Raw genomic sequence first — 20604 nt, forward strand, 5'->3', positions numbered from 1 at the left:
GCCGACCACCCCGCCGGCGAAGTAGGTGACCATGTAGGCGGTGGTCAACCGGCTCCGCACGGCCGGGTCGAGGGCGTAGACGGCGTTCTGGTTGGCCAGCTGGACGCCCTGGATGCCGAAGTCGAAGACCAGCAGCGCCACGATCAGCACCAGCACCTGCTGCCCGCCCCAGGCCAGCAGCGCCCATCCGGCGAGAACGGTCAGCCAGACCCCGGTCGTCACCGCGCGCAGGTTCCCGCGATCGGCCAGCTTCCCGACCAGCGGGGCACCCAGCGCACCGGCCGCACCGGCCAGGCCGAAGAGCCCGATCACGATCTCCGGGTAGCGGTACGGGCTGCCGTGCGCGCCGGAGAGCAGGAAGGCGAGCGCGGTCCACACGGCGGAGAAGCAGGCCATGCTGAGGAAGCCGAGGATCATCCGGTGCCGGAGCACCGGATGCCTGCGGATCAGGGTCAGGATCGAGGCCAGCACCGCGCCGTAGCGCTCACCGTCCGCCGCCCGCCCGCTCGCCGGGGCCAGCCGGTAGACCGCGATCGACGTGGCGAGCTGCAGTCCGGCGGCGACCAGCAGCACCGCGCGCCACCCGGCGACCTCCGCGACGGCGCCTGCCAGCACCCGGGAGAGCAGGATGCCGAGCAGCAGCCCGCTCATCACCGCGCCGACCACCTCGCCGCGCCGCTCCGGCTCGGCCAGCGCCGAGGCCCACGGCACCACGACCTGGGCCGCGGACGCCGTCACCCCGGTGGCGAAGACGCTCACCAGCAGCAGCGGGAAGGCCGGGGTGAGCGCCGAGACCAGCAGCGCGAGCACCGAGGCCGCGAGCAGCGCGGGCACCATCCGCCTGCGCTCCAGGAAATCGCCGAGCGGCACCAGCAGGGCCAGTCCACACAGATATCCGACCTGGGCCGCGCTGACCAGCAGCGCGGCGGTGGCGGTCGAGACGGCCAGGTCGGCGGCGACCTCGTGTAGCAGTGGCTGCAGGTAGTAGAGACAGCCCGCGGAGGAGCCCGCGGCGATGGCGAACACGAGCACGACGGCTCGGGTGGCGGGAGTGGCGGGTGCTGCGGTCATGGTCCGAGCATGCGCCGGAGTCGTGATCGACAAAAGCGATGGTTGTCGATGGGGCCATCGACAGCAGCGATACCATCGGGCGATGGAGCTGCGGCAGATCGAGTGCTTCCTTGCCTGCCGGGAGCACGGCTCGTTCACCGCGGCGGCGCGGTCGCTGAGCATGGTGCAGTCGGCGGTCTCGGCCAGCGTGGCGAAGCTGGAGCGCGAGCTCGGCGCGCGGCTCTTCGACCGCACCCCGCGCGCGCTGCTGCTCACCGAGGCGGGCGCGGCCGTGGTGGAGCCGGCGCTGGACATGCTGCGGGCGCGGCGGGCCATCGGGGACGGGGTGGCGGCGGCGCGCGGCGAGGTGCGCGGGGAGGTGGTGCTCGGCAACCTGCTCAACCTCCACCTGATCGACCTGGCGGGGGTGCTGGCCGGGCTGCACCGGCGGTATCCGGCGGTGACGGTGCGGATGCGGCAGAGCGCGGCGGGCGCCGCGGGCAATCTGGCCGGGCTGCGCGACGGCAGTCTGGATCTGGCGCTGCTGGTCGGGGTGCCCGCCGAGCTGCCGGGGATCACCCGGTACCCGCTGGCCGAGGAGAGCGTGGTGCTCTGCACCGCCCCCGGCCACCCGCTGGCCGGGCGGCCGTTCCGCCCGGCGGAGCTGGACGGCGAGCGGTTCGTCGACTTCCCGCCCGGCTGGGGCACCAGGACGGTGGCCGATGCGGTGCTGCCGCTGCGGCGCCCGGTGATCGAGGTGGCCGAGCAGGCGTTCGCGCTGGAGCTGGCGGCGAAGGGGTTCGGTGTGGTGCTGGTCCCCCGGTCGGTGGCGGCGGTGGCGCCCGGCATCCGGTACGGCGAGCGGGCGGGCGCGCCGATCCCGTGGCACCTGACGGTCGGGCACGCCGCCGGGCGCACCCCGACCAATGCCGCGCGAACCGTACTCACGGCCCTGCTGAACCGCTGACACCGCCGCCGCGCGGCACCCCGGCGCACCACCGCCGCGCGGCACCCCGATGTACCGCCGCCGCGCGGCCCTGGCGCACCGGCGGCGGCGCGACCTCAGCCCTGCCGCGGCCGCCGCACGGCGAGCCCGAAGAGCCCGGCCAGCGCCGCGAACACGGCGATCACGATCCAGGCCCGGTGGAACACCTCGAGCGCCCGCTCCGGCCCCGCGGGGGTGCCGACCAGCGCGACCAGCACCGCGACGCCGACCGCGAGCCCGACCTGCCGCGCCGTGCTGAGCACCGCCGAGCCGGTGGCGAAGCGCTCCGGCGGCAGCCCGCCGGTGCCGACCGCGAACGAGGTCGGCAGCACCAGCCCCACCCCGACACCGGTGACGAGCATGCCGCCGAGCAACCCGCCCGCGTAGTCCGGGTGCAGCGTGATGGCCTGCGACCACCAGAGCGTGCCCGCCCCGAACACCACCCCACCCGCAACGAGCACCGGGCCGGGGCCGACCCGGGCGATCAGCCGCCCTGCCAGCAGCGCCACGATCGGGACCAGCAGCGGCCCCGGCGCGATGGCGAGCCCGGTGCGCAGCGCGGACCAGCCCCAGACGGTCTGCGCCCACAGCACCACCGAGAGCAGCATGCCGCCGAAGGCGATATTGAAGAACACGGCATTGCCGGTCATGAGCGCGAAGTTCGGGGCGCGCAGCAGCGCGGGCGCCACGATCGGGCTGTGGTGCCGCGCGGAGGAGACCGCGAAGCCGATCCCGCACAGCACCGCGAGCGCGAAGGCACCGAGCACCCCCGGCGAACTCCACCCCCACTCCGGCCCCTGGACCAGGCCGAGCACCAGCCCGGCCACCGCAAGCGCGGCGAGTACCGCGCCGCGCAGGTCGGGCAAGCCGCCGCCGTCGCCTGGCACGACCGGGAGCACGCGCAGCCCGGCCAGCAGCGCCGCCAGCCCGATCGGCACGTTCACCAGGAACACCAGGCGCCAGTCGGCCTGCACCAGGATGCCGCCGAGCACCGGCCCGAGCGCGGCGCCGAGCCCGCCGAAGGCCACCCAGAGCCGCACCGCCATCGGGCGCCGCTCCGGCGGGCTCGCCGCGAGCACCAGCCCCAGCGAGGCCGGGGTGAGCACGGCGGCCCCGGCGGCCTGCAGGATGCGGAAGCCGACCAGCGACTCCACGTTCCACGCGGTCGCGCAGAGCGCCGAGCCGAGCACGAAGAGGCCGAGCCCGAGCAGGAACGTGGTGCGGATGCCGCTCCGGTCACCCAGCCGACCGGCGGGGACGAGCAGCGCGGCGAAGACGATGGCGTAGGCGTTGAGCACCCAGGAGAGCTCGGCGATCGGCACGCCCGCGAAGTCGGCGGCGATGTCGGAGAGCGCGACGTTGACGATGAACAGGTCGAGGCTGGAGAGCAGCACGCCCGCGTTCACCACGACGAGGACCCTGCGCAGGTCGGTGGCGGCGCGCGGCGCCGCGGTCACGGAGGTCACGGCGCGGGTCAGCCCAGCACGCGGCGGGTCTGCCTGGCGGCGGCGAGCAGCCGCCCGTCCCCGGCCCTGAGCTCGGTGTCGTCGACCGACCAGCCGCCGCCGGTGGAGGCGTTCACCGTCGTCACCAGAACCGGCTGCGCCGCGACGGGCTCCGCGTGCAGGTGCAGGGAGAAGGCGACGGTCGGCAGCGCGACCGGGGCGCGCAACGCCGGGAAGAGAGCGGGCGGCAGCGCATCGGCGAGGATCGCCAGCATGGGGGCATCGATCGGGAGCCCGGTGGCGCCACCCCCCTTCGGACGCAGCGTGACCCAGGCGCGGAGCTCGCGCTCGGCCGAGCCGGTCAGCGGCAGCACATCGCTCGCCGGGCGGATCTCGAAATGCGCGCCCGCCGGGACGATCTCGGGCGGCAGCCGGAACTGCGCGCACTCCTCCGGCGTGGGCACCTCGGGGGCCGGTGTCCCCGCATAGGCGGCGATCTCGCTCGGGACCGTGCGCCCGAGCGTCACGGCGGCCGCCGCGACGGCGACCCCGCCCTGCTCGGCCCGCACGTCCACCACGGCGGTATTCCGCCCGACGGCGGTCGCCGCGGCGGCGAACTCCAGCACACCGGTGGCCGGACGGCCGAGGAACCGCAGGTCGACCGCGCGCACCGGCAGCGGCTCGGCGGCGGCGCGCACCGCGACCTCGACGAGCAGCGCCGCGACCACGCCGCCGTGCGGCCCGCTCCACCCCTGCCAGGTCTCGTCGACCCGCGCGGTGTGGCGGCCGTCCCCGGTCGCGGTCAGATCGAACACCCCGGCGAGGCCGGGGGCAGTGAGTTGCGTCATGCAACGCACTCTAGAACGCGTGAGTTCTTTCACGCAACCGACTACTCTTGAGTAATGCGCAGAACGAGCTTCGCCGACATGAACTGCTCCCTGGCCCAGTGCCTGGAGGTGGTCGGCGAGTGGTGGACGTTGCTGATCGTGCGCGACGCCCTGCTCGGCGTCACCCGCTTCGACGACTTCCGGAGCCGCCTCGGGATCGCCCGCAATGTGCTCACCCAGCGGCTGGAGCACCTGGTCGAGCACGGCATCCTGACCCGCGAGCCGTACCAGGAGAACCCGGTGCGCCACGACTACCGGCTCACCGAGAAGGGCCGCGCGCTCTGGCTGGTGGTCACGGCCATGCGGCAGTGGGGCGACGAGTGGGCCGCCGCCGACGGCCCGCCGATCCAGCTGCGGCACAAGGCGTGCGGCCACCTCATGACGGTCGAGCCGGTGTGTTCGGAGTGCGGCGAGCCGGTGCACCGCGGCGAGCTGCGCGCGCTGCTCGGCCCCGGCGCCAGGGACGAATCGCTGCTGCCCACACCGCGGTAGCCGCCGGATTGCCCGCATGCGGACGTACCAGACATACCTCCCGCGGCCGGGGCGGCCGGGAATTCCGTGATCGCGTCATCGAAGTCGGGCGGCGGCGGTTTCGGCGGGGCTGCGCGTTCGGCCACAGTGTGCGTGAGTTCCACGCCCTGGAGGACGCATGTGTTCTGCCATTCTCGATCTCGGCGCCGCGCCGGTCGACCCCGACGTCTACATCCGGGCGTTGATGCGCTGGCATTTCGACCCCGCGACCGGTAGCCCGTACTGGCTGCGCCGGGCGCACACCCTCGATTTCGATCCGCTGACCGAGATCCGCACCTTCGACGACCTCACCCGATTCCCCAATGTCGTTGACGAATTCCGCGACATCGAGATCGCGGAGCTGATTCCGCGCGGACTCACCGGTGCGGACCGGGAGATCGCCGGGATCTTCGAGAGCGGCGGCACCACCGGGCTGCCGAAGCGCTTCGTGATGTTCGAGCCGTGGATGGAGTTCGCGCTGGGCTGGGACGAGTTCCACTACGCCGGGCTCGGGACCGTGAACACGCTCGCCATCGCACCGAGCGGCCCGCACATGTTCGGCGAGTTCGCGACCAGGAGGGCGCGCAGGCACGACGGCGTGAAGTTCACCATCGACCTGGATCCGCGCTGGATCAAGCAGCTGCTCGCCCGCGGCGCCGCCGAGGAGGCGGAGCGCTACGCCGAGCACCTGATCGATCAGGTGGGGCACATCCTCACCACCCAGTCGATCGGCATCCTCATCACCACGCCGCCACTGCTGGAGCGGGTGGCCCGGCGGCCGGAGCTGGTCGACTCGATCCGGAAGCAGGTGCGGTTCATCTGCTGGAGCGGCGCGCACATGGACGCCGACACCCGCGACATCTTCCGCACCGAGATCTTCCCGGGAATTCCGCTGAAGGGGCTGTACGGCAGCACCACCATCCTCGGCATGTCCCGGGAGCGCGGCGAGGACCACCCGGACGGGCTGCCGGTCTTCGACGCCCCGAGCCCCTACATCGCCTTCCGGGTGGTCGACCCGGCCACCGGGCGGGACGTGGCGTACGGCGAACGCGGGCAGGTGGTGATGAACCACCTCACGAAATACGCGCTGCTGCCGAACAACACCGAGCGCGACACCGCGCTGAAGCTGCCCCCGCTGCCCGGCGCGCTCGGCTGCGCCGTCGCCGACGTGGGGCCGGTCGAGACGTTCGGCGATCGCGCCGTGATCGAAGGGGTCTACTGATGGACATCCGGATCGACGCGCTCGGCCCGGCCGGCGCCTACCGCTCCCGGGAACGGCTCCCGCTGACCGCGCTCTCCGGCGCGAACGTCGGCGAGATCAGCCAGGTGCCGCCGCTCTACGTGCGCCGCACGCTGACCGCCATGCGCGCCGCCACCGTGCTCCCGGTGCCGGAGCGGCTGGCCGCGCTGGAGAAGGCGGCCGAGCTCTTCCTGCACGGCACGGTGGCGGGGCTCGACCCGCACGAGTACGCCCGCCTGGTCTCCACCGTCTCCGGGGTGCCGCTCGCGGTGGTGCGGCAGTCGGTGCGGTGGGTCGCCGACGTGCTGCGGGCCCAGCGCGAGACCCGCACGCTCGCCATGCCGCGCGGCGCGGTGGACGAGTGGGACGCCGACCGCACGCTCACCGGGTCGGGGGTCTGGACCCGGCGCGGCGACCTGTTCGCGGTGCACGCGGCGGGCAACACCCCCGCGGTGCACGGCCTCTGGCCGGAGGCGCTCGCGCTCGGCTACAAAGTCGCGGTGCGGCCGTCGACCCGCGAGCCGTTCACCCCGTTCCGGCTGATCACGGCGCTGCGCGAGGCAGGCTTCCCGCCGGGCACGGTGACCCTGCTGCCGACCGACTACGCCGCCGCGGACGTGATCATCGCGGAGTCCGACTACGCCATCGTCTACGGCGGCCAGGACGTGGTGGACAAGTACGGCCGCGACCCGCGGGTGCTCACCCAGGGGCCGGGGCGCTCCAAGATCCTGATCACCGCGGAGGTGGACTGGCGGTCGAAGATCGCGCTGCTCGCGGGCTCGGTGAGCCACCTCGGCGGCACCGCCTGCACCTGCGCCACCGCCGTGCTGGTCGAGGGCGACCCGGAGCCGGTCGCGGCGGCGCTGGCCGAGGCGCTGGCCGCCATCCCGAGTCTGCCCGCCGACCACCCGGACGCCGTCCTCACCGTGCAGCCCGTCGAGTCGGCCCGCGCGATGGACCGGTACCTGCACGAGGTCGCCGGGGACGCACGGGCGCTGCTCGGCGGCGACACCATCGTGGACGAGCTGCCCGCAGGCGGCGCGGTGCTGCGGCCCGCGGTGCACCTGGTGCCGGACGGCGGCGACCCGCGGCTCGGGATCGAGCTCGGCTTCCCGTGCGTGTGGGTCGGGCGGTGGCGGCCGGAGGACGGCATCGGCCCGCTGCGGAACTCGCTGGTGCTCACCGCCATGACCACCCGCCGCGAGCTGATCGACCGGCTGCTGGACGAGCCGACCGTCACCAACCTCTACCTCGGCGACAACCCGACCACCTGGCTGAGCCCCGGCGTCCCGCACGACGGCTACCTGGGCGAACACCTCATGCGGAGCAAGGGCATGATCCGCGGCGCGCGCTGACCGGCGACCCGGTGCGCGGCCGCGCGCACCGGTGTCGCAGGATCGGAAGCATGGCTATCGACCTCCCCACCGTGGCGCAGATCCGCGAGATCCCGGCCACGCTCACCGCGGACGTGACCGAGCGCGAGATCGACGCCAACGGCCACATGAACGTCGTCTACTACCTGCGGCACGGCATCGTGGCGGCGGACGCGCTGCTGCAGACCGCCGGTCTCGACGACCGCTACCGCCGCGAACGCGGGCTGGGGCTCTTCACCACCGAGCACCACCTGCGCTACCACAGCGAGCTGCGGCTCGGCGACTCGCTGGCGGTGCACGCCCGGGTGCTGGAGCGCAGCGCCAAGGCGGTGCACATGATGGCCTTCCTGGTCGACCAGGGCCGGGACCGGCTCGCCAACACCGTGGAGATCCTGCTGGTGCACGTGGACCTGGAGCTGCGCCGCTCCGCCCCCATCCCCGATGACCTGGCCGCCGCGCTGGACGACATGATCGCCGCCTCCGGCAAGCTGGAGTGGGCGGCACCGGTCACCGGGGTGATGGGAATCCGTCAGCCCTCCTGAGCCACCGCCTCCTCCTTCGGCTCCGGCTCCGGTTCCGCCGGGGCCGGTTTCGGCAGCAGCGAGTAGGCGAGGCAGACCACCGCGAAGAACAGGTAGCCGAGCGCGACCTGCGGGGCCGCCGCCCACGCCACCTCGGGGGCGTGGATCAGCCCGATCCAACTGAGCAGCGCGCCGACCAGCGCCGCGATCGCGGCGGCGTGGAACCGCTTGTCCAGCACGAAGGTCACCAGCGCGCCGAGCACCAGCCCGGCCAGCACCGCGCCCTCGCCGAGGATCTGCAGCCCGTGGTAGACGACGCCCGCCTGCCCGAGCGCCTCCTCCCCCACCTTCTCCGCGCTGGTACCGGCGGCGCTCAGCGCGTTGTCGATCAACCCGACCGCCCACTCCGCCAGGTTCGGCAGCAGCGCCGCGACCACCGCGACCGCGTGCAGCTTCGGCACCGCCTGGAAGGCCTGGGCGCCGATGAGCAGTCCGATGTAGAGCAGGATCGGCACGATCGCCGGGATCGGCAGGATCGTGGCGAGCACGCCGACGAGCCCGAGCAGGCACATCACCCCGATGGCCGCGCCCGCGGCGAGCGAGTAGCCGGTGCGGCCGCCCGCGTCCTTCCAGCCGGGGTGGCCGATGTAGACGGCGGGCGGGAACGGCGAGCCGAAGCCGGCGCCGAGCACCGCGCCGAAGCCGTCGGCCAGCAGCACGCTGCGCAGGTTGTAGTTGTCGCCCGCGGCGGCCGCGCTCTCCACATTGCTCATGGCCTCGGTGAAGTTGTAGACGCCGAGCGGGATGGCGGTGGCGAGCAGCGGGGCCAGGTCGCCGAGCCCGTCGAAGAGCAGGTCGAGCCGTAGGTCGGGCAGGCCGAGCGCGATGTCGCCGACCGCGGCGGAGACGTCCGGCGCGGACATGTACCCGCCGATCCAGCCGATGGCCGTGCCGACCAGCAGCGCGACCAGCCCGACCGGGACGTTGCCCGGCAGCTTCACGTCGGTGAAGAAGCCGATCAGGATGATGGCGAGCACCGGGAGCCCGATCCAGGCCGCCTCCCACATCTGCGCGGCGGGGCGCATGGCGATGAAGGTGATCGAGATCCCGGCCAGGGTGCCGAGCATGGCCGCGCGCGGGGTGATCTTCCGGATGAACGGCCCGACGAAGGCGCCGATCATCACGATCACGCCGATCATGAAGGCCCACGCCAACCCCGCCGACCAGGCCCGCAGGGCATCGCCGGTCTGCAGGTAGATGGGCAGCATGACGACGAAGACCACGATGAACATGTGCGGCACGCTCGGCCCGTACGGCAGCGCGGTCACGGTGTCGCGCTGCTCGCGCCGCGCCAGCCTGCGGGCCAGCACCATGTAGTAGAGGTTGCCGAGCACCAGCGCGACGCCGAGCGCGGGCAGCACGGTGCCGAGCACGTCGCCGCTCGGGATCTTCACCACCGCGATCGAGAGCGTGGTGAGCGTGAGGACATTGACCAGGATGTTGAAGGCCAGCCCGAAGAAGGCGTTGGTGTCGCCCCTGGTCCACCACGGGAGCCGCAGCGGCGGGGCGGGTTCGGCCTGTTCGGCCGGTTTCGTGTCGAGCGTCATCGCGAGATCCTGTTCACCGGGCCGGGCTCGGGGTGGGGGCGAGCGCGTCGAGCACGGCCGCCGAATCGGCGGTCCAGCCGAAGATGCCGCCCTGGGCGGCGATCATGGCCAGCCCGACCCGCTGGAATTCGGGGAAGTACGAGCCGACGCAGTCGGCCACAACCAGGCACTCGTAGCCGCGGTCGTTCGCCTCGCGCACGGTGGTGTGCACGCAGACCTCGGTGGTCACCCCGGTGACCAGCAGCGAGGTGATGCCGCGGCGCTCAAGCACCGCGGCAAGCTCGGTGGCGTAGAAGGCCCCCTTGCCCGGCTTGTCGATCACCACCTCGCCCTCGATCGGCGCCAGCTCGTCCACGATGTCGTGGCCGTACTCGCCGCGGATCAGGATGCGGCCGAAGGCGCCGGGGTCGCCGATGCGCTGGGACGGGGTGCCGCGCCGCAGTTTCGCGGGCGGGCAGTCGGAGAGGTCGGGCAGGTGCCCCTCCCTGGTGTGGATCACCGGCAGCCCGGCCGCCCGCGCCGCGGCGATCAGCCGGGCCAGCGGCGGGATCACGCTGCGCAATTGCTCCACGTCGTTGCCGAGGCTCGCGCCGAATCCGCCGGGTAGCAGGAAGTCCCGCTGCATGTCGATCACCAGGAGCGCGGTGCCGCCCGGGTCGAAGGTGAACTGGTCCGGCTTGGCCGGCACGTGACGGGGTGTCATGGCGGTCGTCCTTCCGCGCCGAGCATCGGCACCCGTCGATTGTGAAAAGGGTGTGTGACTCGGATGGGGCCCCCGTGTATCCGCTGTGTTAGCGATTCGGTCGCCGCGCCGGTAAATTGGAACAGGTTTCAATTCGAGGAGGCAGCCGTGGATGTCGCGACCCTTGGCGACCTGGTGATGACCGGGTTCCGGAAGCTGGGCTTCATCCGGTACGCCGGAATCGAGGGCGTCGAGTTCGCCGAGGGGCGCAATGCCGTCGCCATGACGCCGGGCCCGGAGCACCTGAACCACAACGGCGACGTGCACGCCGCGGTGCTGTTCGGGCTGGCGGAGACGGCGGCCATGGGCGCGGCGGTCTCCGGGATCGCGGCGCACATGGCGGATTCGTTCGTGGTCGCCAGGGACGGCCGGATCGAGTACCTGGCCAGGGCGAAGGGTGCGGCGGGGCCGTTCCTGGCGACCGCCGAGCTTCCCGACGCCACCCTGCGGACGGTGCGCACCGAGGCGGCGGCGCGCAGGCCGGTGGAGTTCACCGTGCCGGTGCGGATCACCGGCGGCGACGAAACCGCCGTCGCCGCCGCGAGTTTCACCGCGGTCATCCGGCCGAGGCGGAGCTGACCCGCGAATACTGGAAGATACTGGACTTCACTGGAAGTTCTGATTACAGTCCGGCAGTGTGCCGGACAATGCCGAGCAACTCGAGGATCGCATCGCGGAACTGCGCGCTGCGGTTCGGCGCGCGGTCGCCGCGGGTGATCGCGCCACGGCCAGGCAACTGCGCGCGGAGCTGCGCCGCGCGGAGAACGACTGGGACGATGCCGTGCTCGGGCTGCAGCCGGGCGCCGAGCCGGTCCGCGAGATCGTCCCCGCGGTCCCGGTGCGCGAGCACGTGCACCGGGCGCTCACCCTGCTCGGCGCGCCCGCCGCGCCGAAACTGGTGCTCGCCGTGCACGACGCCTTCTTCTCCGGCGACCTGGTCGCGGCCCGGCTCACCAGCCTGCGCCGGGACGAGGAGCGCTCCTTCCGGGCCGCGCCGCTGGCCCGGCCGTACTACATCTGCTCGGCGCTGAACGCCGACCTGCTCGCGCCCGCGCGCGGGCTGCTCGCGGTGAGCAGCTGGCCCACCGAACGGCGCGTGGTCGGGCCGCTCAGCCCGCGCGTCGACCTGCTGACCGCGACCATCCGGCTCGCCGAGCACCTCGCCGCGCTCCCCGAGCCGGGGCCGGACGCCCGGCGGGTGGTCTGGAAGCTGGCCGTCTCGGTGCCGGGGGTGCGCGGCGCCCCGGACGCGATCGACCTCGAGCGGGTCGTCGAGTCCGCGGGCCGGGAACTGGCCGTACACCGCGCCGACGACGCCGCGCACCGGCTGCGCGCCGCCGAGCGGGCGAGCGCGCAACTCGACGACACGGCACAGCTGTTCGGCGTCCGCCTCGCTGTGACCGGAACGCGACGAAAGGAGGCCGGGTGACCACTCCGCTCCCGGCACGCTTGGACCGGCTGCGCGGCACCGCGACCGCGTGCAGGCACAATGCCCGCACCATCGCGGCGCTCACCGCGAACCCCGGCTGCGCGCGGCGCGCTCTGCTCGACGCCGCCGCGGTGGACAAGACCGTGATCGCGCGGGAACTCGGCTTCCCGCCCCGCTTCGGCCAGTCCCAGTTCGCCATCACCAGGGGCAATGCCTTCGAGGCGATGGTGAAGGCGAACGGCTGCGCCGAGCTGCTCGCGCTGCTCCGCACCGAGCTGGAGCTCAGCGTCCCCGAGGTCGAGTACTACGACCTCGCCTCGGTCGGCGACAACACCGCGAACGCGGTGCGCTACCGCCGGACACGGCAGCTCTTCGACCACGCCGTCGTCACCGGCGAGGGCACGCTCTTCGACCATCCGCTGCTCCGCCTCGACATCGCCGGGGCCACCGCGTATCTGGAGCCGGACGTGGTCGCGCTGCGGCTCGGCGGCCAGTTCCACGTGGTGGAGATCAAGTCCTTCGCGGTGGTGGACGGCCAGGCCGACCCGGCGCAGGTGGCGGCGGCGGCCAGGCAGTCGGCGGTGTACGTGATCGCGCTGCGCGAGCTCATCGCCGATCTCGGCGAGGACCCGGACGCGCTGGTCTCGCACAACGGCATCCTGGTCTGCACCAACGACTTCACCAACCGTCCCACCGCCGCCCTGGTCGACCTGCGCAAGCAGATCGCGGTGGTCGGCCGCCAGCTCTCCCGGCTGACCTCGATCGAGCAGCTGCTGGACGAGCTGCCGGACGGCGTCAGCTTCGAGCCCGGCCCCGAGCTGGCCCGCACCGTCGCCGGAATCGACGCGCGCTACACCCCGGAGTGCATGGCGAGTTGCGAGCTCGCCTTCGCCTGCCGCGCCGAGGCCAGGCAGGAGGGAACGGTGGACGTGCTCGGCCGCGGCGTCTGCGACGACCTGGGCGGGCTGGAGGACATGGCCACCGTGCTCGGCCTCGCCGACGGCTCGGTCGAGCCACCCGCCGAATTCGACGACATCGCCCGGCTGCTCCGGCAGGCGCGGCGGATGCGGCTGGAGATCGCCGGGTGAGCGTGCTGACCGCGCTGGCCAGGCTGGAGGCGGTGCGTGCCGGGCGCGCGCAGCCGATCGCCGGGGTCTGCCACACGCACCTGGCCCGGCGGCCGCTGGTGCTGGTCCCGCTGAAGCTGGCCGGCGAGGCCGCGGCGCCGCTCGCGCTGCTGGCGGGCACCGCGGCGGACGAGCCGCGGCTGCTCGTGGTGCCGCAGCCGCGCGACCGGGTGCTGCGGCTGCGCTTCATCGCGCAGCTGGCCGAGATCGTGCTGCCCTACGTCGCCGAGCACACCGTCGAGGTCGAGGAGAAGACCACGAAGGCGGGCGAGACCTACACCCGCTGCCTGGACGCCCCGCAGCTGTGGACGCCGAACACCGGCGGCATCGAGTTCCTGCGGCTGCTCGGGCGCTCGGTGCGCTTCCACCGCACCGAGGGCGAGAACCCGGTGCCGCCGGAGGTCCCGCTGCTCGGCCGCTGGCTCACCTGGTTCTGCGACCGCGCCGAGCACCCCGGCTCGGCGGTGCTGCTGCCGATGACCTCGGTGCTCGCCGCGCACTGGGCGAGCGGCCAGTCCGCGCTGGAGGACGCCAACCTGGCCGCGCTGCTCGGCTGGATCGCGCCGCCGCCGGGGCGCTCCGGCGCCGAGGCCGCCGCGCGCGCCGAGGACCCGCTCGCCGTTCCGCCCGCGGGCCCGGCCACCGACCCCGGCTTCGACAACGAGGAGCTGGCGCCACTGATCACCGGCTACGACGACGCGCCGGAGGGCGCCGCCAAGGTCACCGCCGAGCAGCGGCTGCGCCGCGCACTGCTGCGCCAGCTGGAGCCGACCTGGCAGCTGCTCTGGCAGGGGCTGAACCTGCTGCGCGCGCTGCCGGAGGGCGCGCACGTGCCCGGCCGCTGGAACGACGACATCGGCGCGTTCAGCTACTTTCTCGGCACGGTCCCGGAGGGGGTGCCGCAGCCGCGCCGCGACTCCGCGGTCTCGGCGGTGCGCAGACTCCTCGACCGGGAGCGCGCGCTGGAGCGGTACGAGGCCGAGCGCGCCTTCGACGACCCGCGGCTCATGCTGGAGCACCGGCTGGCGGGCGCGGCCTTCCACGGCACCGTCGTCGACGCCGACCCCACCCGGGTCACCGTGCCTGCGGGCAAGAGCAAGAAGGTGCTCCGCCCCGCCCTCCGGGTGCGGACCAGCGACCCGTTCGTTCCGGTGCCCGGCGAGAAGCTGTGCAATATCGGCTACCCCAAGCAGTCCGGCGAGGTGCTCGAGGTCGACGGCGACACCGTCCTGCTCGAGCTCTCCGGCGGGATGGGCCGCAAGCTGATCCCGGAGCCGGGCACCGTGCCCGGAGTCGGCACCGCGGTCGGCTTCGCCCGCTTCTCCCCCGCCGGGTCGTCCCGGCCCACCTCGCTGCCGAGCCGGGAGGAGACGCCGTGGACGCACGGCGGCCCGCCGCCGGAGTGGCTGCCCACCGCGGACACCTTCGAGGAGCTGTGACCGACAACCTCTCCGCCGCGGCGGAATCCGCTGTCACCGGCATCCTCGCCGACCTGGCGGGCGGCACCGATCGGGCCGTCGTGGTCGACTCGCCGCCCGGTGCGGGCAAGTCCACCCTTGTGGTGCGTGCCGCGCGGCAGCTGGCCGAGTCCGGCCGCCCGCACATGATCGTGGCGCAGACCAACGAGCAGGTCGACGACCTGATCGAGCGGCTCGCCACCGCCGACCCGGCGCTGGCCATCGGCCGGGTGTCGAGCCAGAGCTACACCGAGTCCGCGCGCATCCAGCACCCGAACGTGGTGTCGCGACAGAAGATCGCCGACCTGGACGACCGCACGGTGCTGATCGGCACCGCGGCCAAGTGGGCCACCATCGACGACGGGCGCTGGGAGCACGCCATCATCGACGAGGCGTACCAGATGCGCTCGGACATGCTGCTGCGCATCGCGAACCGCTTCGAGCGCGGGCTCTTCGTCGGCGACCCCGGCCAGCTCGACCCCTTCGCCACCGTCGACACCGGGCGCTGGGCCGGGCTCGGCTGGGACCCGACGACCAGCGCGGTCGCGGTGATGCTCACCAACAATCCGGAGATCGTGCCGCACACGCTTCCGGTCTCCTGGCGGCTCTCCGCGTCCGCCGCACCGGTGGTGTCGGCGGCGTTCTACCCGTTCACACCGTTCCGGGCGGGCACGGGCAGCGCCGATCGGCGGCTGGAGTTCGCCGCGCGCGGCCTGCGCACCCCGGTCGACCTGGTGCTGGACGAGGCCGCCGAGCACGGCTGGGGCTGGTACGAACTGCCGCGGCGGCACACGCTGCGCACCGACAGCGCGGCGGTGCGCGCGGTCGCCGACATCACCCGCCGGGTGCTGGAGCGGGCCGCCACCGCGCACTCCGAGCAGGGCTCGCGGCCGGTCACCGCGGAGCGGGTGGCGATCGGCACCGCGCACCGCGACCAGGCCGAGGCGGTGCGCAACGCGCTGCGCGGCACGGTCGCCGACGGGGTCACGGTGGACACCGCGAACCGGTTGCAGGGGCGCGAGTACGACCTCACCGTCGTGCTGCACCCGCTCTCCGGCCGCCGCGACGCGGGCGCCTTCCACCTGGAGGCCGGGCGGCTCTGCGTGCTCGCCTCCCGGCACCGGCACGCCTGCGTGATGGTCGGGCGGGCCGGGATTCCCGAGCTCCTCGACTCGCATCCCTCCGCCGAGCCGGTGCACCTGGGGGTGCCGGTCAAGTTCCCGGACGGGTGGGAGGCGAATCACGCGGTGCTCAGCCACCTCGCGAAGCACCGGGTGCCCGCCGACGGGTAGTCGCGGGAGGCCCGGTCGTGTCGCGGAGGCGCGCTCAGAGGCCGGCGGGCGCCGCGAAAGTGGCAGCGAGTGCCCGCGGGACTTCCTCCGGCGCTCCCGCGTACGCGAGGTACCCGTCCGGGCGGACCAGGTAGGCGGCGTCCTCGGCGGCGTAGCTGCGCGCGAAATCGCCCGCGCTGTCCCGGATCACCGGCAGCACCGTGTCGACCGGCGTCTCCGGCCCCGCCACCAGGTACACGTCGAGCTGCCCGTACGCGGCCCGCCGCGCCTCGTCCGCCACCCGCTCGAGCGCGGCGAACCACTCCGGCCCCGGCTCCCCGCCCGTGTACAGCAGCAGCGTGTGCCCCGCCCCGGCGAGCAGCCCGAACAGCCGGATCGGAAACTGCACGAGCTCCCGGGTGAGCCCAGCCGCGTCCGGCGCGCGGCGCCCGGCCGCCACCCCGCCCAGCGCCGACGACAGCACGATCGGGCTGTCCCGGTAATCGAGCAGCAACTGCGCCTCGCGACGCAGTATCTGCTCCGGATCCCCCGCTCCCGCCCCGATCCCCTCCCTGGCGTGCCGCACCGTGCGCCCCACCACCTCCTCCCCGACGGGCCTGCGCTCGGCGTCGTAGCTGCCGAGCAGCTCGCCCCCCGCCACCCCGGCGACGGCGAGCGCCAGCTTCCAGCCGAGGTTGTGCGCGTCCTGGATGCCGGTGTTCATCCCCTGCGCCCCGGTCGGCGGGTGGATGTGCGCGGCGTCGCCCGCGACGAAGACCCGCCCGGTGCCGTAGCTGTCCACGATCCGGTGGCTGATCCGGAACACCGACGACCAGCGCAGGTTCCGCGCGGTCGCGGGCTCGGGGGCGAGCCGGTCCAGCACCGCCTGGATGTGGTGCAACTCCGGCGCCCGGTCGCCCTCCATACCGTGCGCCACGCCATCGGTCACCGGCACGGCGAGCTCCTCCGGCGCCAGCATGGAGACCCGGTACCTGCGGTGCCCCGGCAGCGGGATGCAGACCAGCACGTCGGCGCCGCGGTTCGACCGCACGCCGTAGCCGGCGGGCGCGCTCCAGTCCAGCTCCACGTCGCCGAGCATGTACTGCTCGGCGAAGGCCGCGCCCTCGAAGGTCAGCCCGAGCCCCTTGCGCACGGCGCTGTGCGCGCCGTCCGCGCCGACCAGATAGCCGGCGCGCACCGTCTCCTCGCCGCCGGGCCCGCGCAGCACCGCGGTGACCCCGGTGTCGTCCTGCGCGAAGGAGACCAGCGCGGTCAGGTACTCCACCCGCACCCCGCACCGCACCAGCCGCTCGCCGAGCACCCGCTCGGTCTCGTACTGCGGCAGCGCCGCGAAGCCGTACGGAATGTCCGGCGGTGGCTCCAGATCGAGCCGCGCCACCTCGGCGCCGTCGGCGTACACGAGCTGCCCCCGCATGCGCACCGCGGCGTCCAGGATCTCGCGCAGCACCCCCATCCCCTCGAACACCTCCAGCGTGCGCGGCTGCACCCCGACCGCCTTGGCGAACCGGGGCCGCTCGGGCAGCTGCTCCAGCACCCGGCAGCGCACCCCGCGCCGCGCCAGCTCCACCGCCGCGGCCAGCCCGACCGGTCCAGCGCCGACGACGAGCACATCCGGATCCGCCATCCGGCGAGTCTAGATCCGCGGCCCGCCAGATAGCACACTTTCAGCAAACTATCTCCGGCTAGGGTGGCGCGGGTGCTGTCCGAGCTGAACCGCGCGCATCCCTGGAGCCACAACGACCACTACGCCGACTGGGTGGTCCGCCGGGTCCGCGCATCCGGCGCCCGCCGCGTCCTCGACATCGGCTGCGGCACCGGCAATCTCGTCGCCCGGCTGCGCGACCACTGCGCCGTCACCGGGCTGGAGCGCGACCCGGCGACGGCGGCCGTCGCCGCGCACCGCTTCCGCGACGACCCCGCCGTCCGCATCCTGCCCATCGACTTCGCCGACCGCGACCCCGACGACCGCTGGGACGCGGTCACCCTGGTCGCAGTGCTGCACCACCTCCCGCTCGAGCCTGCCCTGCGCGCCCTGCGCGCTTGCCTGGCCCCGGGCGGGCGGCTGGTCGTGGTCGGCCTCCACCGCGACGTCACCATCGGCGACGCGCTCACCCGGCTCCCCGCCGTCCTGCTCAACCCGATCATCGGCGTGCTGAAACACCCCGCCCGCGCCACCGAGCCACCGCAGCACATGCGGGCCCCGATCGCCGAGCCGCGGGAGACGCTGGCCGAGATCCGAGCGGCGGCCGCCGGGGAGTTGCCGGGGGCGCGGATCCGGCGCCGGCTGTTCTGGCGCTACACCCTGGTCTACGACGACCGCGTTTGAGGACGCGGCCGAGGGCTAAGCCTGCGGACACGGGCGGCGCACGCCGCCACCCGCGACACGGAGGTCTCCCCCATGCCAGGAACGAGGAAGGTGCCCGCGCTGCTCGCACCTGCCGTCGGCGTGACCGCCCTGGTGGCGTGCACCGTCGCCCTGCTGCCGCTCACGGTGCAGGCCGCCGAGCCGCCCTGCGGGATCAGCGGCGCCGACTACCAGGGCGTCACCTACCGGGTGGCGACCGCGGCCGCGGAGCCGACCGGCGAGTTCACCCTCGACCCGGAGACCGCCGCGCTGCGCACCGGCACCGACGCACTGCACGGCAGCTGGAGCACGGTCGCCGCGGGCGACGCGGGCTTCGCGCTGCGGGTGCGGCTCGATACCGATCAGCACGGCAACCCGGCGGGCACGGCACTGGACCTGCGGGTCACCGGCTGCCGGGCCGACGGCCGGGTGACCGCGCTCGCCGGCGACCAGACGCTGCCGGACGGCACCGTCCGCCCGGTCAGCGCCGAGGCCGCCGAGAGCTGAGCGTGAATCGGGCCGCGCGCCGGGTACCCCTAGGCTGATCGCGCCGGTGACGGACCGGCGAACGAACGGGAGAGGCGAGCGGCGTGCTGCAGAAGTTCCTGGACAAGGGTGTCGTTTCGGTACTGGACCGGGCGGCGGAGGTGCAGGCGCCGCTGGTGGCCCGCTACGCCGGATTCGTGCGCGGCAGGCACCCGGAGGAGTCGCCGGACCAGCTGGTGCGCCGGATCGAGAAGCACTACCTGGTGACGGTGACGGCCAGCGGTGTCGCGGCCGGACTGAGCGCGGCGGTGCCCGGTGTGGGCACACTGGTCGGGCTGGCCGCGGCGGGCGCCGACACGCTGCTGTTCCTGGAGGCATCCACGGTGTTCGTGGTCGGCGCCAAGGAGGTGTCGGAGCGCTCCACCGGCACCGTGCGCGGGCCGCTGGTCTCGGCGGTGATCCTGGGCGGCGCCGGCGCCAAGGCGCTCGGCACCGCGGGCCGCTCGGCCAAGCAGTGGGACACCGCGCTGGCCAACCGGCTGCCGGTGATCTCCAAGATGTCCGAGGGCCCGGTCAAGCGCTTCGTGGTGCAGTTCCTGGTGAAGCGCGGCGCGCTGGCCTTCGGCAAGGTGATCCCGGCCGGGATCGGCGCGGTGATCGGCGGCGTCGGCAACAACGCGCTGGCCCGCGAGGTCATCCGCAACCTGCACGCCGCGCAGAAGGAGCCGGCGCTAGTGCTCGACGGTGCGCGCCAGAATGCCGAGGGTGGCGCGTAGCGCGGACTCCGGGATCACCGGGAAGAGATCGTGCTTCCGGTACTTCTCCGCGATATTGCTCCAGTCGTAGTACGAGGTGACCAGCGTGCCGATCTCGCTCGGCTCCAGGAAGTAGCCGTAGCGGTGCTCGATCGGCGGCTGGATCTGCCCGGAGATGGTCCACTCGAGGTGCGCGTCCGGCTCGAACTCGGTGATGATCACCGTGACGTCGTACTTGCCCATCGGGAAGTCGTTGAGCGATTCGCGGTCCATGTGCACCACGAACCGGTCACCGGCCGCGCGCACCGGCTCGCCCTCCGCGGATTGCAGCATGCCGGAGCTGTCGATGGTCACGTGTCCGGCCGGGGAGCAGAGCAGGGCGAAGATCTGCTCGGGTGCGGCGGCGATCTGTCGCCGCACCTCGAAACGTTCGTCGGTCATGGGTTCAGCTTGGCACGGGCGGCTCGGCGGCAGGCTCCTGGCGTGGCCGGTGCCGCCACATCCGGTACCCGCGGTGCGCCGCGAAGACGCCGAGCACCGCGGTGACGCACCAGACCCCGATCGCGGTGTAGGCGAGCGGCGCCGAGAACTCGCCGATGGAGGCGCCGAGCGCCGTGTAGACGAAGGCGCGCGGCGCCGAGCCGATGAACGACCCGGCCACCATCTGCCAGAGCGGGACGCCGAAGGCGCCGAACACGTACGAGGCCATGGCATCGGAGATGCCCGGGACGAAGCGCTGCCCGACCACCGCCCACAGCCCGCCGCGGGCGATCTGCGCGTCGATCCGGTCCGACCGCTCGGCGCCGATCAGCCCGCGCGCGCTCGCCCGCCCCGCGCGCCTGCCGAGCAGGCTGGTGATCATCGCGGTGCCGACGGCGGAGAACAGGGTGACGAAGGTGCCGACCAGCGGCCCGAAGAGGAGTCCGCTGGTGGCGGCGAGCAGCGTCCCCGGCACGAAGATCGCCGCGAGCAGCGCCGAGACCGGGACGAAGACCAGGGGCGCGACCGGCCCGGAGGCGCGGATCAGGTCGCGCACCGCGTCGATATCGATCACCTGCCGCACCGCGACCAGGTAGAAGAGCACCGCGAGGAACAGCACGACGACACCGAGCCTGGCTGCGGCGCGGCGGCGGCTCGGGGCCGGGATCTCCTCGGTCATGATGCCGCCAATCCTGCCGCACCGCGGCGACGCCGACGAGCCGGGCTCCGGGTCGCGAGCCGCACACCGCGCCCGGCGAGCGCCGCCGGCTCGTCACCGGACCACGTCGGTATCCGGCTCCGCGGCGCACCGAGCGGCAGCCGGGCAGTCACCGGGCCGCGTCAGCATCCGGCTCCGCGGCGCACCGAGCGGCAG

The 20604-nt window shown here is 73.7% G+C and carries 21 protein-coding genes; 13 read left to right on the forward strand and 8 right to left on the reverse strand.

Translation table 11 applies throughout. The features are described 5' to 3' along the window. The coding region (locus tag ACFUJ1_RS33515) for an MFS transporter (protein ID WP_378651328.1) at window positions 1-1071 on the reverse strand (1071 nt) is incomplete at its 3' end. 82 nt (window positions 1072-1153) lie between these two features. On the opposite strand from ACFUJ1_RS33515, the gene ACFUJ1_RS33520 reads away from it, so the two are divergent. Next, window positions 1154-2017 (forward strand): LysR family transcriptional regulator, encoded by an 864-nt coding sequence (locus tag ACFUJ1_RS33520; RefSeq protein ID WP_378651329.1) that lies wholly within the window; start codon window positions 1154-1156, stop codon window positions 2015-2017. A gap of 95 nt (window positions 2018-2112) precedes the next feature. On the opposite strand, the gene ACFUJ1_RS33525 is transcribed toward ACFUJ1_RS33520, so the two are convergent. Together ACFUJ1_RS33525 and ACFUJ1_RS33530 are read right to left on the reverse strand one after the other, a co-directional pair. Next, window positions 2113-3501 carry an MFS transporter gene (locus ACFUJ1_RS33525; protein WP_378651330.1) on the reverse strand — a complete coding sequence of 463 codons (1389 nt, stop codon included), beginning with the start codon at window positions 3499-3501 and terminating at the stop codon, window positions 2113-2115. A gap of 8 nt (window positions 3502-3509) precedes the next feature. Then, the gene (locus ACFUJ1_RS33530) at window positions 3510-4328 is read right to left on the reverse strand and encodes an acyl-CoA thioesterase (protein ID WP_378651331.1); all 819 of its coding nucleotides are present in this window, start codon (window positions 4326-4328) and stop codon (window positions 3510-3512) included. 54 nt (window positions 4329-4382) lie between these two features. Between ACFUJ1_RS33530 and ACFUJ1_RS33535 the strand changes: the two genes are divergently transcribed. The 4 genes from ACFUJ1_RS33535 (at window position 4383) to ACFUJ1_RS33550 (ending at window position 8032) form a co-directional block, all read left to right on the forward strand. After that, a complete protein-coding gene (locus tag ACFUJ1_RS33535; RefSeq protein ID WP_378651332.1) occupies window positions 4383-4859 on the forward strand; it encodes a winged helix-turn-helix transcriptional regulator in 477 nt (158 codons plus the stop codon). Window positions 4860-5016: 157 nt separating this feature from the next. Further along, window positions 5017-6099: a phenazine antibiotic biosynthesis protein gene (locus ACFUJ1_RS33540; RefSeq protein WP_378651333.1), complete on the forward strand. Its 1083-nt coding sequence runs from the start codon at window positions 5017-5019 to the stop codon at window positions 6097-6099. Continuing rightward, window positions 6099-7472, forward strand: a complete 1374-nt coding sequence (locus tag ACFUJ1_RS33545; RefSeq protein ID WP_378651334.1) for an aldehyde dehydrogenase family protein — start codon at window positions 6099-6101, stop codon at window positions 7470-7472. Before ACFUJ1_RS33540 ends, ACFUJ1_RS33545 begins: the two co-directional genes overlap by 1 nt. Before the next feature lie 50 nt (window positions 7473-7522). Further along, window positions 7523-8032, forward strand: coding sequence for a thioesterase family protein (locus ACFUJ1_RS33550; RefSeq protein ID WP_378651335.1), 510 nt, complete (start codon window positions 7523-7525; stop codon window positions 8030-8032). Here the strand turns inward: ACFUJ1_RS33550 and ACFUJ1_RS33555 are convergent. Further along, window positions 8020-9618, reverse strand: coding sequence for a regulator (locus ACFUJ1_RS33555; RefSeq protein WP_378651336.1), 1599 nt, complete (start codon window positions 9616-9618; stop codon window positions 8020-8022). The genes ACFUJ1_RS33550 and ACFUJ1_RS33555 overlap by 13 nt on opposite strands. 13 nt (window positions 9619-9631) lie before the next feature. Then, window positions 9632-10321, reverse strand: coding sequence for a cysteine hydrolase family protein (locus ACFUJ1_RS33560; protein WP_378651337.1), 690 nt, complete (start codon window positions 10319-10321; stop codon window positions 9632-9634). 147 nt (window positions 10322-10468) lie between these two features. Between ACFUJ1_RS33560 and ACFUJ1_RS33565 the strand changes: the two genes are divergently transcribed. The 5 genes from ACFUJ1_RS33565 to ACFUJ1_RS33585 are packed head-to-tail and all read left to right on the forward strand — an operon-like array spanning window position 10469 to window position 15665. Further along, entirely contained in the window at window positions 10469-10939 is a 471-nt protein-coding gene (locus ACFUJ1_RS33565; protein ID WP_378651338.1) for a PaaI family thioesterase, read from the forward strand. Window positions 10940-10997: 58 nt separating this feature from the next. Continuing rightward, the gene (locus ACFUJ1_RS33570) at window positions 10998-11789 is read left to right on the forward strand and encodes a hypothetical protein (protein WP_378651339.1); all 792 of its coding nucleotides are present in this window, start codon (window positions 10998-11000) and stop codon (window positions 11787-11789) included. Continuing rightward, window positions 11786-12877: a hypothetical protein gene (locus tag ACFUJ1_RS33575; protein ID WP_378651340.1), complete on the forward strand. Its 1092-nt coding sequence runs from the start codon at window positions 11786-11788 to the stop codon at window positions 12875-12877. The genes ACFUJ1_RS33570 and ACFUJ1_RS33575 overlap by 4 nt, the downstream gene beginning before the upstream one ends. Then, window positions 12874-14355, forward strand: coding sequence for a hypothetical protein (locus ACFUJ1_RS33580; protein WP_378651341.1), 1482 nt, complete (start codon window positions 12874-12876; stop codon window positions 14353-14355). Before ACFUJ1_RS33575 ends, ACFUJ1_RS33580 begins: the two co-directional genes overlap by 4 nt. Then, window positions 14352-15665 carry an AAA domain-containing protein gene (locus tag ACFUJ1_RS33585; RefSeq protein ID WP_378651342.1) on the forward strand — a complete coding sequence of 438 codons (1314 nt, stop codon included), beginning with the start codon at window positions 14352-14354 and terminating at the stop codon, window positions 15663-15665. Before ACFUJ1_RS33580 ends, ACFUJ1_RS33585 begins: the two co-directional genes overlap by 4 nt. Before the next feature lie 34 nt (window positions 15666-15699). Here ACFUJ1_RS33585 and ACFUJ1_RS33590 read toward each other — a convergent pair whose 3' ends face one another. Beyond that, window positions 15700-17289, reverse strand: a complete 1590-nt coding sequence (locus tag ACFUJ1_RS33590) for an FAD-dependent monooxygenase (protein ID WP_378651343.1) — start codon at window positions 17287-17289, stop codon at window positions 15700-15702. A gap of 72 nt (window positions 17290-17361) precedes the next feature. Here ACFUJ1_RS33590 and ACFUJ1_RS33595 point away from each other — a divergent pair, with 72 nt between their 5' ends. The 3 genes from ACFUJ1_RS33595 to ACFUJ1_RS33605 all read left to right on the forward strand — a co-directional run bounded on the left by ACFUJ1_RS33595 (window position 17362) and on the right by ACFUJ1_RS33605 (window position 19271). After that, a complete protein-coding gene (locus ACFUJ1_RS33595; RefSeq protein ID WP_378651344.1) occupies window positions 17362-17991 on the forward strand; it encodes a class I SAM-dependent methyltransferase in 630 nt (209 codons plus the stop codon). 72 nt (window positions 17992-18063) lie between these two features. After that, window positions 18064-18516: a hypothetical protein gene (locus ACFUJ1_RS33600; protein ID WP_378651345.1), complete on the forward strand. Its 453-nt coding sequence runs from the start codon at window positions 18064-18066 to the stop codon at window positions 18514-18516. An 83-nt stretch (window positions 18517-18599) separates the two neighbouring features. Continuing rightward, complete coding sequence (locus ACFUJ1_RS33605; RefSeq protein WP_378651346.1) at window positions 18600-19271, forward strand: hypothetical protein; 672 nt, start codon at window positions 18600-18602, stop codon at window positions 19269-19271. Here ACFUJ1_RS33605 and ACFUJ1_RS33610 read toward each other — a convergent pair. Both ACFUJ1_RS33610 and ACFUJ1_RS33615 read right to left on the reverse strand, forming a co-directional pair. After that, window positions 19227-19691: a polyketide cyclase gene (locus tag ACFUJ1_RS33610; protein WP_233019559.1), complete on the reverse strand. Its 465-nt coding sequence runs from the start codon at window positions 19689-19691 to the stop codon at window positions 19227-19229. The two genes, ACFUJ1_RS33605 and ACFUJ1_RS33610, sit on opposite strands and share 45 nt — an antisense overlap. A gap of 4 nt (window positions 19692-19695) precedes the next feature. Next, entirely contained in the window at window positions 19696-20409 is a 714-nt protein-coding gene (locus ACFUJ1_RS33615; RefSeq protein WP_378651347.1) for a TVP38/TMEM64 family protein, read from the reverse strand. Window positions 20410-20604 lie beyond the last annotated feature (195 nt).

This window comes from Nocardia sp. NPDC057227 (genome assembly GCF_042669725.1).
Classification (GTDB): Bacteria; Actinomycetota; Actinomycetes; order Mycobacteriales; family Mycobacteriaceae; genus Nocardia; species Nocardia asteroides_A.